This window comes from Burkholderia sp. Ac-20349, from assembly GCF_017104865.1.
Taxonomy (GTDB): Bacteria; Pseudomonadota; Gammaproteobacteria; order Burkholderiales; family Burkholderiaceae; genus Burkholderia; species Burkholderia aenigmatica.
The window spans coordinates 56,674-71,254 of the sequence record NZ_JAAGPM010000008.1 but is presented as its reverse complement, the minus strand read 5'-3'; the positions used below and the strand labels follow the sequence as shown (position 1 = coordinate 71,254).

13 protein-coding genes are annotated in these 14,581 nt (G+C 64.9%); 3 read left to right on the top strand and 10 right to left on the bottom strand.

All coding sequences use genetic code 11. From position 1 onward, the window contains the following. Window positions 1-10: 10 nt before the first annotated feature. Window positions 11-1,543 carry an amino acid permease gene (locus tag G3N61_RS04590; RefSeq protein ID WP_043178631.1) on the top strand — a complete coding sequence of 511 codons (1,533 nt, stop codon included), beginning with the start codon at window positions 11-13 and terminating at the stop codon, window positions 1,541-1,543. A gap of 121 nt (window positions 1,544-1,664) precedes the next feature. Here the strand turns inward: G3N61_RS04590 and glyA are convergent, their stop codons facing one another. From glyA to G3N61_RS04575, 3 genes are all read right to left on the bottom strand, one after another. Then, window positions 1,665-2,912 carry a serine hydroxymethyltransferase gene (gene glyA, locus G3N61_RS04585; protein WP_043179231.1) on the bottom strand — a complete coding sequence of 416 codons (1,248 nt, stop codon included), beginning with the start codon at window positions 2,910-2,912 and terminating at the stop codon, window positions 1,665-1,667. 243 nt (window positions 2,913-3,155) lie between these two features. Then, window positions 3,156-3,935, bottom strand: coding sequence for an SDR family NAD(P)-dependent oxidoreductase (locus G3N61_RS04580; protein WP_205821703.1), 780 nt, complete (start codon window positions 3,933-3,935; stop codon window positions 3,156-3,158). A gap of 33 nt (window positions 3,936-3,968) precedes the next feature. Beyond that, window positions 3,969-5,216 carry a D-arabinono-1,4-lactone oxidase gene (locus G3N61_RS04575; protein ID WP_205821702.1) on the bottom strand — a complete coding sequence of 416 codons (1,248 nt, stop codon included), beginning with the start codon at window positions 5,214-5,216 and terminating at the stop codon, window positions 3,969-3,971. Window positions 5,217-5,385: 169 nt separating this feature from the next. On the opposite strand from G3N61_RS04575, the gene G3N61_RS04570 reads away from it, so the two are divergent. Further along, window positions 5,386-6,390: a helix-turn-helix domain-containing protein gene (locus G3N61_RS04570; RefSeq protein ID WP_205821701.1), complete on the top strand. Its 1,005-nt coding sequence runs from the start codon at window positions 5,386-5,388 to the stop codon at window positions 6,388-6,390. A 68-nt stretch (window positions 6,391-6,458) separates the two neighbouring features. Here G3N61_RS04570 and G3N61_RS04565 read toward each other — a convergent pair whose 3' ends face one another. Together G3N61_RS04565 and G3N61_RS04560 are read right to left on the bottom strand one after the other, a co-directional pair. After that, a complete protein-coding gene (locus tag G3N61_RS04565; RefSeq protein WP_089453801.1) occupies window positions 6,459-6,890 on the bottom strand; it encodes a 2-oxoglutarate dehydrogenase in 432 nt (143 codons plus the stop codon). Window positions 6,891-6,943: 53 nt separating this feature from the next. Further along, window positions 6,944-8,788 carry a peptidase S10 gene (locus tag G3N61_RS04560; protein WP_205821700.1) on the bottom strand — a complete coding sequence of 615 codons (1,845 nt, stop codon included), beginning with the start codon at window positions 8,786-8,788 and terminating at the stop codon, window positions 6,944-6,946. A gap of 234 nt (window positions 8,789-9,022) precedes the next feature. Here G3N61_RS04560 and G3N61_RS04555 point away from each other — a divergent pair, with 234 nt between their 5' ends. Next, complete coding sequence (locus tag G3N61_RS04555) at window positions 9,023-9,253, top strand: hypothetical protein (protein ID WP_241017568.1); 231 nt, start codon at window positions 9,023-9,025, stop codon at window positions 9,251-9,253. Window positions 9,254-9,500: 247 nt separating this feature from the next. Here G3N61_RS04555 and G3N61_RS04550 read toward each other — a convergent pair whose 3' ends face one another. From G3N61_RS04550 to G3N61_RS04530, 5 genes are all read right to left on the bottom strand, one after another. Then, window positions 9,501-11,315 (bottom strand): ExeM/NucH family extracellular endonuclease, encoded by a 1,815-nt coding sequence (locus G3N61_RS04550; RefSeq protein ID WP_205821699.1) that lies wholly within the window; start codon window positions 11,313-11,315, stop codon window positions 9,501-9,503. A 221-nt stretch (window positions 11,316-11,536) separates the two neighbouring features. Beyond that, on the bottom strand, window positions 11,537-12,478 hold the full coding sequence (locus G3N61_RS04545) for a CopD family protein (RefSeq protein WP_089453802.1): 942 nt from the start codon (window positions 12,476-12,478) through the stop codon (window positions 11,537-11,539). Continuing rightward, window positions 12,475-12,855, bottom strand: a complete 381-nt coding sequence (gene copC, locus G3N61_RS04540) for a copper homeostasis periplasmic binding protein CopC (protein WP_089453813.1) — start codon at window positions 12,853-12,855, stop codon at window positions 12,475-12,477. The genes G3N61_RS04545 and copC overlap by 4 nt, the downstream gene beginning before the upstream one ends. Window positions 12,856-12,869: 14 nt before the next feature. Further along, window positions 12,870-13,217: a copper-binding protein gene (locus G3N61_RS04535; protein ID WP_089453803.1), complete on the bottom strand. Its 348-nt coding sequence runs from the start codon at window positions 13,215-13,217 to the stop codon at window positions 12,870-12,872. A 67-nt stretch (window positions 13,218-13,284) separates the two neighbouring features. Beyond that, window positions 13,285-14,580 (bottom strand): copper oxidase, encoded by a 1,296-nt coding sequence (locus tag G3N61_RS04530; RefSeq protein ID WP_089453804.1) that lies wholly within the window; start codon window positions 14,578-14,580, stop codon window positions 13,285-13,287. Window position 14,581 lies beyond the last annotated feature (1 nt).

The following is a 14,581-nucleotide window of genomic DNA, read 5'->3' as shown; positions in this document are numbered from 1 at the left end:
CGGAGCGACCATGGATGCAAAATTCCAGCCTGATTCAGGCACCGACAGTGACGTAAGCCTGCTGCACAAGATGGGCTATGCGCAGGAACTGTCGAGACGTATGAGCGGTTTCTCGAACTTCGCGGTTTCGTTTTCGGTGATCTGCATCCTGTCGGGCGGCATCACCGCGTTCCAGCTCGCGTTTTCCGCCACCGGCGGTGCGTCGATCGGCCTCGGCTGGCCGTTGGGCTCGCTGTTCGCGCTGATCGTCGCGGTGTCGATGTCGCAAATTGCGTCCGCGTTTCCGACGGCCGGCGGCCTCTACCACTGGGGCGCGATCCTCGGCGGGAAGAAATGGGGGTGGATGACGGCGTGGCTCAACCTGATCGGGCTGATCTTCGTGATCGCCGCGATCAACTTCGGTACCTACGATCCGTTCTTCAAGACGCTGATCGCGCCGATGTTCGGCGTCAGCCCGGACAGCCTGACGTGGTGGCATCAGACGGCGTTCATCGCGTTCATCACGATCTCGCAGGCAATCCTGAATGCCCGCGGCATCAAGATCGCGAGCAAGATCACCGACCTGTCGGGCTACCTCATTTTCGTGGTCACGATTGCGCTGGTGGTATCGCTGCTCTACTACTCGCCGGTCGCGTTCGATGCGCATCGATTGGTGACGTTCACCAATTTCACCGGCGTCGACGGCGGTGCATGGCCGAAGCAGGCCACGCCGCTCGCGTTCCTGTCCGGCCTGTTGCTCGTGACCTACACCATCACCGGCTTCGATGCTTCCGCGCACACGTCGGAAGAGACGCACGACGCGGCCAAAAACGTGCCGCGCGGCATCATCGGGTCGGTGTTCTGGTCCGCGGTGTTCGGCTACGTGATGGTGTGCGCGTTCGTGCTGGTGATGCCCGACCTGACCGCCAGCATGAAGCAGGGCACCGGCTTTTTCGAAGCCATTCTCGCGCCGATTCCGAAGACGTTGCGCGTCATCCTCGAACTCGCGATGTTCTTCATCAACTACGTGTGCGGGCTCGCCGCGATCATGTCGACGTCGCGGATGATGTACGCGTTCGCACGCGACGGCGGGCTGCCGGCGTCGAAACTGCTGCGCAGCGTGAACCCGACGCACCGGACGCCCGGCCCCGCCATCTGGACGTGTGCGGTGCTCGCGATCGTCGTCACGCTGTACGGCGACGCGTTCTCGGTGCTGAGCGCCGGCAGCGCGGTGTTCCTGTTCATCTCGTATGCGATGCCGATCGGCTCCGGGATGCTGGCCGAAGGCCGCACGTGGACCGACAAGGGCCCGTTTCAACTGGGAATCTGGTCGAAGCCGTGTGCGCTGCTCGCGCTGGTCGGCGCCTGTGTGCTCGCGTATGTCGGCATTCAGCCGCCGAACGAGAAGGTGCTGTACGTGCTCGTCGGTTTCGTCGTGGTGCTGATGGTGATCTGGTACGGCTTCGGCGTGCGCAACACGTTCGCGGGGCCGCCGGTGCTGAAGGACACGCGCAATCTCGACCGCATCCGCGAACTCGAGGCGAACGTCGATCCGACTGTCTGAAGCGGCTTCGAAGCAGGCTGAAAAAAACCGACTCGCGGGCTCGATGCCGCGAGTCGGTTTTTTCATGTCTATGCGCAACGATGAGATTCAACCGCCTTGCAGCGGTTGAATCTCGCTGGCATCAGCCGTAGACGGGGAAACGCTTCGTCAGCTCCGCAACCTGCCCGCGCACACGCTCGAGCGTGGCCGCATCTTCCGGCGCCTCCAGCACATCGGCGATCAGGTTGCCGACGATCTCGGCTTCCTTCACGCCAAACCCGCGCGTCGTCATCGCCGGCGAACCCAGGCGAATGCCGCTCGTCACGAACGGCTTTTCCGGATCGTTCGGGATCGCGTTCTTGTTCACCGTGATGTGCGCCGCGCCCAGTGCCGCTTCCGCTGCCTTGCCGGTGATGTGCTTTGCGCGCAGGTCGACCAGCATCACGTGGCTTTCCGTGCGGCCCGACACGATCCGCAGACCGCGCTTCACCAGCGTTTCAGCCAGCACGCGTGCGTTCTCGACCACCTTCTCCTGGTATGCCTTGAACTCCGGCGACAGCGCTTCCTTGAACGCCACCGCCTTGCCTGCGATCACGTGCATCAGCGGGCCACCCTGGATCCCCGGGAAGATCGCCGAGTTGATCGGCTTCTCGTACTCGGCCTTCATCAGGATCACGCCGCCGCGCGGGCCGCGCAGGCTCTTGTGCGTCGTCGTCGTCACGAAGTCCGCGTGCGGCACCGGGTTCGGATATACGCCCGCTGCGATCAGGCCCGCGTAGTGGGCCATGTCGACCATCAGGTACGCACCGACCGACTTCGCGATCTTCGCCAGACGCTCGAAATCGATCTTCAGCGAGAACGCCGATGCGCCCGCGACGATCAGCTTCGGCTTGTGTTCCTGCGCGAGCTTCTCGGCCGCGTCGTAATCGATGTCTTCGTTCTCGTTCAGGCCGTAGCTCACCACGTTGAACCACTTGCCCGACATGTTCACCGGCGAACCGTGCGTCAGGTGGCCGCCGTGCGCGAGGCTCATGCCCATGATCGTGTCGCCCGGCTTGAGCATCGCGAAGAACACGCCCTGGTTCGCCTGCGAACCCGAGTTCGGCTGCACGTTCGCCGCTTCCGCGCCGAACAGCTGCTTCACGCGGTCGATCGCCAGTTGCTCGACGACGTCGACGTATTCGCAACCGCCGTAGTAGCGCTTGCCCGGATAACCTTCCGCGTACTTGTTCGTGAGTTGCGAACCCTGCGCAGCCATCACGGCCGGGCTCGTGTAGTTTTCCGACGCGATCAGCTCGATGTGATCTTCCTGGCGACGGTTTTCCTGCTCGATCGCGGCAAAAAGTTCCGGATCGACGTTGGCAACGGTGCTGGTGGTGCGGTTGAACATGTTGATTGACCAGTTGAGAGTGAATGACTGACCGCGGCTTGCCGGCTGCATGGTGTTTCGGCCTTCGCATTCCACCAGACCGGCTCTCGTTCAGCTAGAAGGATTCCGACATTCCGCTGGGACACACCGCGCGCCGGATACGCAAAAAAAATCGAAGGGTCGCATCGCTGCGACACCTTCGACGGAACTTGCCGATCAGGCCGGCATGAAGCCTGCCCTTCAACTTCTTGCGAGCAACAACGATCAGACGGCGGAGAAGCAGTTGTCGACGAACAGATGCGTGCCGTTGACGAAACTCGACTCGTCGGACGCGAGGAACAGCGCGGCGGCCGCGACTTCCGACGGCTCGCACAGGCGGCCTTGCTGCACCGCGATCGCCGCCTCGGTCGCATCGACGCCCATCGCCTGCAGATCCTTCAGTTCGCGCATCCCGTGCGGCGTGCGGATGAACCCCGGCGCGAGCGCGTTGCAACGAATGCCGCGATCGCGATACTCGACCGCAATCGCCCGCGCGAACATGTGGCACGCGCCCTTGGTCGCGTCATACAGCACCTCGCCCGGCGTCGCGCACACCGCCGAAATCGACGACGTGCAGACGATGCTGCCCCGCCCCTTCTCCAGCATCTGCGGCAGCACCGCTTGCGTCATCAGGAACATGCTCTTCACGTTCACGCCCATCAGCCAGTCCCATTCCGACTCCTCGATATCGAGGAACGGTTTGACGATCAGCGTGCCCGCGTGATTGAACAGGATGTCCGCGTTGCCGTACTGCTCCCGCGCGGCGTTCACCGCTTGCTGGACTTCCGCCTGCTTCGACACGTCGGCGCCGAGGCCGATCGCCTGCAGGCCTGCGTCGCGCAGCTTGGACGCGAGCGTTTCGGCGGCGTCGCCGTCGCGGTCGATGATCGCGACCTTCGCGCCCTGGGCGGCGAACAGTTCGGACGCCGCGCCGCCGCAGCCGCCGGCGCCGCCGCTCACGATGGCGACCTTGCCGGCCAGGCGGCCGTCAATCTTGACATTCATGTTGCGTTCTCCAGTCTGGTGCGTTCGGTCTGCTCAACTGAACAGCGTCCGCAGGTGATCGTTGAGGAAGGTGCCTTCGGGGTCCACGCTGCGGCGCAGCGCGCGGAACGCTTCGGCCTTGGGGAACCAGCGATCGACGTCCTCGCGGTTCGTGAAATGCAGCTTGCCCCAGTGCGGACGCGAGCCGTAGTCGCGCAGGATCGTGTCGACGTCCTTCAGGAACGGCCAGTAGTCGACGCCGTTCGGGCCGCCCGAGCATGAAATCGTGACGCTGTCCTGGTGATTGAACGGGCTGATCCACGCCGGATCGCCCTTCGTGAAGCGGTACTCGACCGGGAAGATGCAGTCGCGGTGTTTCGTGAGAATGAGCTCGCGCACCCGGCGCAGCGCTTCCTTGCCGTGCTGCGCGGGCACCGCATATTCGAGCTCGTGGAAGTTCGGCACGTAGTGGATTGCGTACACCTCCGAGCTGTACGCGATCTTCTCGTGCTCGCCTTCATGGAACGTGCGCGCGTCGGTGACATCCATCACCTTGATCTCGCACACGTCGTAGTCCTTCTTCGAGTTCGATACCTTCGTGGTGTCGGGCAGGCAGTAGAGATCGCGGCTGGCGGACGTCGGGCACCAGAAGAAACCGAAATGCCGGTGCTTCGCGGCCAGGTCGTCGTATTGCTCCATCAACGCTTCGAAGTCCTCGCGCCATACCCGGTCGTGCAGCCAGAACGCATCGGTCACTTGCAGCGTGATCTCCGACACCACGCCGAACATCCCGATGTTCACCTGCGTCGCATGCAACAGGTCGCGGTCCTGCCGGTCGCTCACTTTCATGATCGAGCCGTCCGGGCGCACGATGCGCATCCCGACGACCTGCGACGACAGGTTGCTCAGCGTCGTCCCCGTGCCGTGCGTGCCGGTGGCCAGTGCGCCGGCAATCGCCTGCGAATCGATGTCGCCCTGGTTGACGAGCGACAGGCCGCATTCCTTCAGGTGCCGCGTCACCGCATTGATTTTGGTGCCGGCCTTCACGGTCACGCGCTTGCGCGCTTCGTCGACATCGACGATGCCCTGGTAATCCTGCAGCGACAGCAGCAGGCCGCTGGTGGCCACGACGGGCGTGAACGAGTGCCCGGACCCCGCGCACCGCACGTGCTTGCCCTGCCGCGTCGCCGTATGCACCAGCGCCGCGATCTCGGCCTCGCTGGTCGGCGACGCCAGGTGCGCGGCCATGCACGACTGATTGCCGACCCAGTTTCTCCAGAATCCGCCACGGGGAAGTTCCATTACCGTCTCTCCAGCGTCGTATTGGTGCCAAAGGTAGGGTGTCGAAAGGTTTTCCACTATCGGATTTCGGCAAGTTAGGGTTTTGACGAGGCGATACCCGGCCGGCCTTTTTGACCGGCGCGGCGAGCGGCTACAATGAATCGATCCGGCCCGCCCCTTCCCGCCCTCGATGACGCCGTCTGCCCACCCGAGCGATTTCTCTGGCGCCCCGCTGTTCGCGCGAACCGTTGCGTTCTGCGCGTTCACCGACGTGGAGGAACAGGCGCGTTCGTTCGACGGCTGGAACATGAACTACACGCAGATCTCGGGCGGGCTGTTTCATGGCTCGTCGTCGATCATGTCGCTGGGCGGCATCAAGCTGCTGGTCGAAGATCTCGACAAGGTCATCCTGCAACAAGGCGCCGTGCCGTCGGAGCGGATCGCCGTGGCCGTGCCGCTGGAACTGGAAGGGCACGCGCGCCTGTGCGGCGAGAAGAGCGGGCGCGACAGCCTGCACGTGTTCTCGAGCCAGCCGCAATTCGAGTTCTACTCGCCCGACCGGCACGTGCTCGTGAATGTCGAGATCGAACCCGGGACGTTGTCGACGGAAGCGATGCGCACCGTGGCCGCGTCGCTGCATGCGCAAACCCACGCGCCGGTGATCCCGATGGCAACCGGTGTGGCCGACCATCTGCGCGACCTGCTGCGCCAGACACTCGCTGCCGCGGCAAAAAGCTCGCACGTCGACGACGTGACGACGCAGGACCGGATCGAACTGCTCGAACGCACCGTGCTGTACGCGATCTCGGAAGTGATGACGGCCGCGACGCTGGACGCCGGCGCACAGGTCGTGCGCCCGACGAAATACTGGTCGCTGGTCAATGCGGTGCGGGAGCGGCTGCAGGACGCATCGACCTGCCCGCTGTCGATCGCCGAGCTGTGCGTGGAGCTCGGCGTCAGCCGGCGCACCGCGCAATACGCGTTCCAGGATACGTTGAACCTGAACCCGATCGCCTACCTGCGGGCCGTGCGGCTGAATCACGTGCGCCGCGAGCTTCGGCTCGGCGACTCCGTGACGTCCGCTGCCACCAAATGGGGCTTCTGGCACCTGAGCAGCTTTGCGCAGGACTATCGCGCGATGTTCGGTGAACTGCCGTCGGCCACCGCGAAGCGCTACGCGCGCCAGGCCGGCTAGCGCCTGTCGTTCACCTTCCGGCGGCCGATGCGAATCATCCCGCACCGGCCGCCGCCCTGCCTGCTACGTCACTCGTCCTGCTGTTCCTGCTGCGCCTGCACCTGCCGCTGCTGGATGAACTGCCGTACATCGCTCATCGTCACGCGGCCGGTGTGCTTCGCATCGATCTCGTCGAAGTGCTTCGACACGAAGCCGAGACCGCTGCTCTGCGCCTGCGCCTTCGTCACGGCCGCGCCGTTGCTCAGCACCGTATTGGCGCCGAGCCGCGCATCGACACGCTGCTGCGCCTGCTGCTGCAGCGTCGCGCCGGTCGACGGCAACACCGGCGCCGCTTTCGTGGCAGGAAAGAACGGACCGTCGACACCGTGCCCGCCGTGCGGCAGCTTCACCGGCGCCACCGCCTGCGGCGGCAACGCGTAGGCACTGCTCATCACGGCACCGAGGACGATCAACGGAGACATACGCCGCATCAAATTGATTAGGGACATGATCACTCGCATTCAATGGATGAATAGAGGGTTCCTTTGACAAGGAGTCCGTCGCTCACGGTCGCTCAAGGGGCCGCCGCCAGCGTCGTCGCGGCGGTTGCGCCCGGGACGCTGCCGGTCGGCACGCTCGGCGGGTTTTCATCCGGCCACGGCGGCGGCAGCGTGTGCAGCGTCAGCGCCGTCGGAATCCGCGCGCCCTTGTAGAACGTCTTCAGGTCCCGCTTCATCTGCGGCCGGGCGACGTCGTCCAGGTAGATCATGTGGCCGCCCTGGAAGAAGTTCACCTGCAGCTTCGGATTGAAGCCCTTCACCGTCTGCAGCCGCGCGAGTTGCTTCTCGGTGTTGAAGAACGGCGTCGCGAGATCGTGGAAGCCATTCTCCGCGAGCACGCGAAGCTTCGGGTTGAGCTGCAGCGCACCGAGCAGATCGGGAATCGTGTCGGGCATCGGCTGGCCGTCGTGCGTGAAGTCCCAGACGCCGATGATGTTGTCGTTCAGCGGCAGGTACGTCGCGTTCGGCGCGGTGTAGCCGAGGTAATCCGGCATCTGCGTCGCGAGCGCGTTCGTGAACGGCTGCGAAATCAGGATGTCGGACGGATCGCCGTCGTTCTGCAGGCGCGGATCGGCGTTCGGCAACGATACGCGTCCGTCATACCGGCCGATCGTCGTCCCGGGCAGCAGGCTCGTGCCGAACGGATTCGCGTTGAAGTAGCCGCGCAGCGCCTGTTGCGTGAGGCTCGACGGGATCGACCACAGCTTGAGCGTCGCATCGCTCGGGAACACCGGCGTGCCGAGCGCATCCGGAATGCCGAGCTGGCTCAACACCCACGACTGCGAATACTTCTGCAGCTGGTTGTAGATCAGCGTCGTGAACAGTTCCGTCTGCAGTGCGTACAGACCCGGGTTCACCGGGGCCGGCGACACCTGGTTGAAGTACGCCGCGACCGCCGCATAGCCCGGCAGGTAGCCGGCCACCGTATCGGTTTCGAGCAGCAGCCCTTCGGTCGACTGCGTGATCGCCACCGCTTCCACCGCATCCGCGAAGTAGTTCAGGATCGCCGACTGCAGCACGATGCCCGTCAGGTGCACGCCAGCCGATTCGAGCGCCAGCGCGAGCATGTCGGTACGCGGCGTGCCGTACGATTCGCCGTACAGGTAGATCGGCGACGTGCTGCGGCTGTTGACGTTCAGGTAGCGCTGGATGAAGTCGCGCATGATGTTCACGTCCGCATCGGAACCCCAGTACTTCTGGTTGGTGTTCGGCAACACGGCTTCCGACAGCCCGGTGCCGGGCGGGTCGATGAACACGAGGTCGGTGGTGTCGATCAGGCTTTCGGCGTTGTCGACGAGCGGATAGTTCGGCCAGTTGGCGCCGAACAGCGGATCGGGCGTGGCCACGCGGGTCGGTGCGAACGAGCCGAGCCGCAGCCAGATCGACGACGAGCCGGGGCCGCCGTTATAGACGAACGTGACAGGGCGCGGCTTGCCGTTCGTGCTCGGCGCGGTGTACGCGACATACGACATCGACGCTTCCGCATTGCCGTTCGCGTCCTGCGCGGTCAGGTGGCCGGTGGTCGTCGTGTAGTTGACGGTCGTGCCGCCGTTTTTCCACTGGTAATGCATGACGGCCGTTTTCTCGGACACCTGCCCGGGGGCAAGGCCGTCGCCCGCATTCATCGAATACGCGACCGGGTCGACGTACGGCTGGTTGGCCGGCGTCTGGCCGGCCGCCTGTTGCGCGCTGGCCTGCTGGCTGGCGGTGGCCTGCGCGAGGCTCGACGCCCCGACGGACGACGAATCGTCGCCGCCGCAGGCCGCGAGCGCCAAGGTCATGACGGTCAAGGCACCTAGCCCGGTCAACCGGCCGTGACGGCCACGGCGGCTGCCGGTACAGCTCCTGTCTGGTTTCATCTCTGTCCTTTGATTCGGATACCGCTTCACAAAGGCCGCCAACGCCTGCGAAACGCGCAGACCGACCCGCCACTCGCGTTGCACGGTCGGCAGTCGGCGGTTGGGGATTGGACTTCTAAGAGACTGAACTTGATACAGACACAGCAAACTGCTGGCGAGAATGGTGCTCGGACGCCCCCTGCAGTTTGGACAACTTTTATATGACCCAAATTTACGACAACACAAAAATAGGCGGTGCTGCGCCGCGTTGTCAAAGATCATTCGGATATTAAAAATCCCGCAATGATGCTAACGGCGGACAGTGTCTGGCAATTGAAAGAAAGCGGGATTATTTGTGCATTGCGCGCTTTTCGGACAATAATCCGCCGAATCCGCCGCTTTTCTCGCACAACCAGGCGTCCTTTACTGGCGCTGATGCAGCGCCTCGAAAGCCTTCAGATCGCCGGAATTATTCTTTCATTTTAATTATCGGCCATCGATTAATTCAGCGTGGCATTACGCATAGACCGCCACTCAATGATTCAAGTCACTTCAACCATTCTTCAATCGAGGCGCTTATCCGCATCACGCCATCCATAAAATACCGATTTTGCTAATTCACGAAAATTTCAGCGGAATTATTTACCCGCGATCCAGCCGGCCTGTGCGGTGAAAATGAAGCGCGGCGTGCAGCGTCGCCGCATGCCGCGCTTCATTCGCGTTCAATCCGCCATTACTTCCCGCCGCCCGGCATCGCGATATCGATCAGCACCGGATCGTGATCCGACGAGCGATACGCATCCGGCGCGTAGAACGTCTTCTGCTGCTCCGCCGATTTGTACGCGAGCGTGTACTGCAGCGCGAGCGGCTCGTCCGCGTTGATGTGCCATTCGTGCACGGCCTTCACGTGCGACGCGAGCGGCAGCGTCGCGAGCGCGTGATCGAGATAGCCGGCTTCGCCGTTGTACACGTAGCTGTACGCGTTCGCGCCGATCCAGCGCGCGACGAGGTTGCGGTAGCCGCGCGATTCGAGCGCGCGGATCGGGTCTTCGTACGTGTAGCTGTTGAAGTCGCCGATCAGCAGCACGCCCTGGCCCGCGACGCCCGTCGGATTACCGGCGAGCCAGTCGGCCACCTTCGCTGCCGCGCGCGTGCGCGTCGGGTTCCAGCAGCCCTGGCCGTCGCCCTGGTCGAGATCGTCGTTCGCGGCATCCGGGCAGTTCTTCGACTTCAGATGGTTGACCGCGACCGTCAGCGACTGCTTGTTGCCGCCGATCATCCGGAACGACTGCGCGAGCGGCTGGCGGTTCTTGTCGTCGATCGCGAGCGTCGCCGCACGGCCGACCGGTTCGACCTTGCGACTGTCGTAGATCATCGCGACCGTGATCGCATCGCCGCCGAGGCGCGACACGCCCGGATCGACGACGCGCCAGTTGTTGCCGAGCTTCGCCGCGAGCTGGCGCACCGCGCTCAGTTCGCCGTAGCCGTTGTTCTGGATTTCCATCAGGCCGATCACGTCGGCGTCGATCGCCTTCAGCGCGCTGACGATCTTCGCTTCCTGGCGCTGGAATTCCTGGTAGTTCTTCGCGCCGCGGTTGTTCGGATCGTCGAAGCCGCCGCCGAGACCGTTGCCGTTGAAGTAGTTGAGGACGTTGAACGACGCGACGCGCAGGTTCGACTTCGGATCGCGCGCCGGTGCGTTGGTGCGCGGGTTCGTGCGGGCTTCGAATGCCGGCACGGCAGCACCCGGCAGCGGCTGTACGCGCCAGGCGCCGTAGCGCACTTCGAGCACGCCCTCGATGTCGCGCACCGTGTAGCCCGCGCGCAGCGTGTTCGCGGCCGACAGGCCCGGCGCCGGGTACGGCACCGTGGCGGGGTTCTGCTTGTTGGAGCCGTCGTCGAGGATCAGGCGGTTGCGTGCGTTCGCATCGATCTGCGTCTGCGCCTGGGCAGGCGGCACGACGCTCGTCGGCGTGCGCAGGCGGCCGTTGCTGAGCATCACGCTGCCGTAGCGGCCGAGCTCGTAGTTGTCGGTGACGTTCAGCGTCTGCGGCAGGCGCACCAGCATCCCTTCATACGCGGCGAACGCGTTCGGGCTGTCGACCGGCAGCGTGAGCGTCGCGGGCGTGACGGTCTGGTTGTTCGCGCATACCGCGATCGCGCCCGACTGCGTGAGCTGCGTCTGCCCGTATTTTTCCTCGACCTTGCCCGTCACGTGCACGAGGTCGCCCGCTTTCGCACGCACTTTCGGCGCATAGACGAACAGCCCTTCGGACACGCCCGGCTGATTGCGGCGCTGCGCATCGGCCTGCTGGACGAAGAAGCCGCCGAAGCCGTCCGTGCCGCCGAAATCGGCGGTGACGACGGCTTCGATCGACACGTTCTGGCCAGCGAGCGGCGACGGCGCGCCCGGCCCCTGGATATCGGCGATCGGCGTCGTGCTGCCACCGCAGTTCGGGCTGACGGGCGCGGCAGTGGCGGCGAAAACCGGCGCGGCGAGCGTCGGGAGCAGCAATAGCGGGGGGATGAGGCGGATTGTCGAGCGCATGACGGGGAATCCCGGTTGTGAGGGTGGCGAAAGCTTAGCGGCGCTCAATGACAGTTTTTGGTAATTGAAAGACAGGTTGATGTAATTGTCGTTATCGCGCTGCGATCGCCGTCGAGCGCGCGTTTACGCCTGAAAAAGCGGGGAAATCGTCTGATGAAAATCCGCCGTGCCCGTGACGATTGCCCCGCGCGCGTTCGCTGCCGCAGCGTCGCGCCGTCGCGCTACACCGTGCCCGGCAACGCGCTCGACACGAGCACGGCCGCGACCATCAGCACGCCGCCGAGCACCACCGCCTCGATCCGCAACACCGTGCCGAACCGTTTCAACGCGCTGGCCGGCATCGACGCGGCCGGATCCTTCAGCGCAGCCAGCAACGTCGGCATCCCGAAGAAGCGGTTGTGTCCGCCGAGTGCCGCCGCGATCAGCACGAGCGCGAACTTCAGCAGCAGGATCTGCCCGTACGTCGATGCGATCAGATTGGCGGGCGTATCGACGCCGCGCCAGCCGTTGTACGCGCCGGTCGCGAACAGCACGATCAATGCGTAGGTCGACGCATCGGACAGCGACTGCACGAACGATGCGCCGGTCGTGCGTTCGCTCGCGGGCATTGCGGACAGCCTCGGCATCACGCCGAATGCCGTCACGAGCACGAGCCCGACCCACGCGCTGATCGCCAGCAGATGCAGCCAGTCGATCCATACCGGCACGCTGAACCATCCGGCATCCACCGGATGCCCGCCATTGCTGCGTGCGAGCGCGACGCAGGCGAGCGCGGCCCACATCGCGAACGGCAAGCGCGACTCGTTCGCGCGCCTGACGAACGACAGCCCCGCGACGACGAGCATGAACACCGTACCAGCCAGCCACGCATGACCGAACCCGGTGCCCGCGAGCATCGCGCAGACGGCCGGCCCCGCTTCGAGCAACGACACCTCGCTCATCAGCGCGCAATGCGCCCAGAACGCGGTGACGCTCGCGACCAGCGATACGACCGACGCGATGCGCAGCGTCGTACCGAGCCGCCGCCCGATGCCGTGCTGCCACGCCGACGCGCCGCGCGCGAGCCAGTGGCTGCCGAGCAGCGCGCCGACGACGACGGCGAACCCGGCGTTCTGGATCGCCACCGATACGAGCCGCAGGAGGCCGACAAGGCCGTCGTTCATCCCTTCACCCTGAACGTATAGGTGCCCTTCGTGCGATGCGCGTCGGCCGTCATCGCCGCCCACTGCACCGTGTACGCGCCGGGCGCGAGCTTCGGCATCGCGAGCGTCATCACGCGCGGGTTCGCCGCATCGACCTTCGACTTTGCCTGCGTGACGGCGTTGCCGTTCGCATCCGATACCTTTACCGAGCTGAACGCCGGTTCGAGGTCTTCGTTGAAGGTGAGCCGCAATGTGTCGGGCGCGATGTCGACCGTGCTGCCCGTCGCCGGTGCGGCGCTTTCCAGCTTGCCGTGCGCCAACGCCGCAACCGGTGCGGCCGCGACGATCGCGCCGGCCACGGCACACGCGGCCAGCCGCGCGAGGTTCGGGATCTTCATGTTCACGCTCCGCGTCACGGCTTCTTCAGCTCGACGACGGTCAGCGCGCCGTCCACGTCTTCCGCGACGAAGTCGATCTTGTCGCCGGCCTTCACCTGCGACAGCATCGCCGGGTCCTTCACCTTGAACACCATCGTCATCGCGTCCATCCCGAGGTTTTCCAGCGGGCCGTGCTTGATCGTCAGCTTGCCGGTGGCCGTGTCGACCTTGCGAATCTCGCCGTGCGACATGCCCTGTTGCGCCGCGGCTTCCTGCTTCGCGCCGCCGCTCATGTCCATGCCGGCCATGTCGCCGGCCGCGTAAGACGCCGCGGAAAACACCAGCGCACCACCCATTGCCATCAGAACCAGTCCCTGCTTCATCGTGTCGACTCCCAGTGAATGAAATGAAACCGGCGGCCGCCTGCGTGCAGCCGCCGCATGCTGCTGCTCAGCCGTCCGGCAGTTCGCCGGTGTACTCGTACGCGACGGTGCCCTTCGGATGCCTGAACCAGCCCGGATCGCGATAGTCGTTGCGGCGGAGCCCCTGCCGCACCTTGCAGACCGTGAACATGCCGCCCATCTCCAGCGGCCCGAACGGGCCCGTGCCCGTCATCATCGGCAGCGTGTTGTCGGGCAGCGGCATCTCCATGCCGCCCATCGCGCCGCCCGTGCTGCCCATCGCCATGTAGTCGGGCACGAGCTTGCCGATGCGCTTCGCGAGATCCTTCTGCGGCACGCCGATCAGGTTCGGCACCTGGTGGCCCATCGCATTCATCGTGTGATGCGACTTGTGGCAATGGAACGCCCAGTCGCCCGGACGATCGGCGGTGAACTCGATCGCGCGCATCTGGCCCACCGCGACATCGGCCGTCACTTCCGGCCAGCGCGCGGCCGGTGGAATCCAGCCGCCGTCGGTGCCCGCGACTTCGAAGCTGTAGCCGTGCAGGTGGATCGGATGGTTCGTCATCGTCAGGTTGCCGAAACGAATCCGCACGCGGTCGCCCGCGCGCACCGGCAGCGGATCGATGCCCGGGAACACCCGCGAGTTGAAGGTCCACATGTTGAAGTCCGTCATCTCGTTCACGCGCGGTGTGTAGCTGCCCGGTTCGATGTCGTACGCGGCGAGCAGGAACACGAAGTCGCGATCGACCGGCATCGTGCCGCGATCCTTCGGATGCACGATGAACATGCCCATCATCCCCATCGCCATCTGCACCATCTCGTCGGCGTGCGGGTGGTACATGAACGTGCCGTGCGCTTCCAGCTGGAACTCGTAGACGAAAGTCTTGCCGGGCGGGATATGCGGCTGCGTGAGGCCGCCGACGCCATCCATCCCGTTCGGCAGCCGCAGCCCGTGCCAGTGGATCGTCGTGTGCTCGGGCAGCCGGTTGGTCACGAAGATGCGCACCTTGTCGCCTTCGACGGCCTCGATCGTCGGGCCCGGCGATTGGCCGTTGTAGCCCCACAGGTTCGCGTTCATGCCGGGCGCCATCTCGCGCACGACGGGCTCCGCCGTCAGGTGGAATTCCTTCCAGCCGTTCTTCATCCGCCACGGCAGCGTCCAGCCGTTCAGCGTCGCGACGGGCGTGTACGGGCGGCCGTTCGGCGGCACGAGCGGCGGCTGCGTGGCGGTTTTCGCCATCGTGGGCGCGTCGGGCAGCGACGCGGCGCCGGCCTTGCTGACCATCGCCGCACCGAGCAGCGCGGCGCCCGAGCCGCTGAGAAATTGTCGACGGGACACCATG

Bases quoted from the DNA above. Each gene is read 5' to 3' on its own strand.
- G3N61_RS04590 (WP_043178631.1), top strand. From the start codon at position 11: ATGGATGCAAAATTCCAGCCTGATTCAGGCACCGACAGTGACGTAAGC.
- glyA (WP_043179231.1), bottom strand. From the start codon at position 2,912: ATGTTCAACCGCACCACCAGCACCGTTGCCAACGTCGATCCGGAACTT.
- G3N61_RS04580 (WP_205821703.1), bottom strand. From the start codon at position 3,935: ATGAATGTCAAGATTGACGGCCGCCTGGCCGGCAAGGTCGCCATCGTG.
- G3N61_RS04575 (WP_205821702.1), bottom strand. From the start codon at position 5,216: ATGGAACTTCCCCGTGGCGGATTCTGGAGAAACTGGGTCGGCAATCAG.
- G3N61_RS04570 (WP_205821701.1), top strand. From the start codon at position 5,386: ATGACGCCGTCTGCCCACCCGAGCGATTTCTCTGGCGCCCCGCTGTTC.
- G3N61_RS04565 (WP_089453801.1), bottom strand. From the start codon at position 6,890: ATGCGAGTGATCATGTCCCTAATCAATTTGATGCGGCGTATGTCTCCG.
- G3N61_RS04560 (WP_205821700.1), bottom strand. From the start codon at position 8,788: ATGAAACCAGACAGGAGCTGTACCGGCAGCCGCCGTGGCCGTCACGGC.
- G3N61_RS04550 (WP_205821699.1), bottom strand. From the start codon at position 11,315: ATGCGCTCGACAATCCGCCTCATCCCCCCGCTATTGCTGCTCCCGACG.
- G3N61_RS04545 (WP_089453802.1), bottom strand. From the start codon at position 12,478: ATGAACGACGGCCTTGTCGGCCTCCTGCGGCTCGTATCGGTGGCGATC.
- copC (WP_089453813.1), bottom strand. From the start codon at position 12,855: ATGAAGATCCCGAACCTCGCGCGGCTGGCCGCGTGTGCCGTGGCCGGC.
- G3N61_RS04535 (WP_089453803.1), bottom strand. From the start codon at position 13,217: ATGAAGCAGGGACTGGTTCTGATGGCAATGGGTGGTGCGCTGGTGTTT.
- G3N61_RS04530 (WP_089453804.1), bottom strand. From the start codon at position 14,580: ATGGTGTCCCGTCGACAATTTCTCAGCGGCTCGGGCGCCGCGCTGCTC.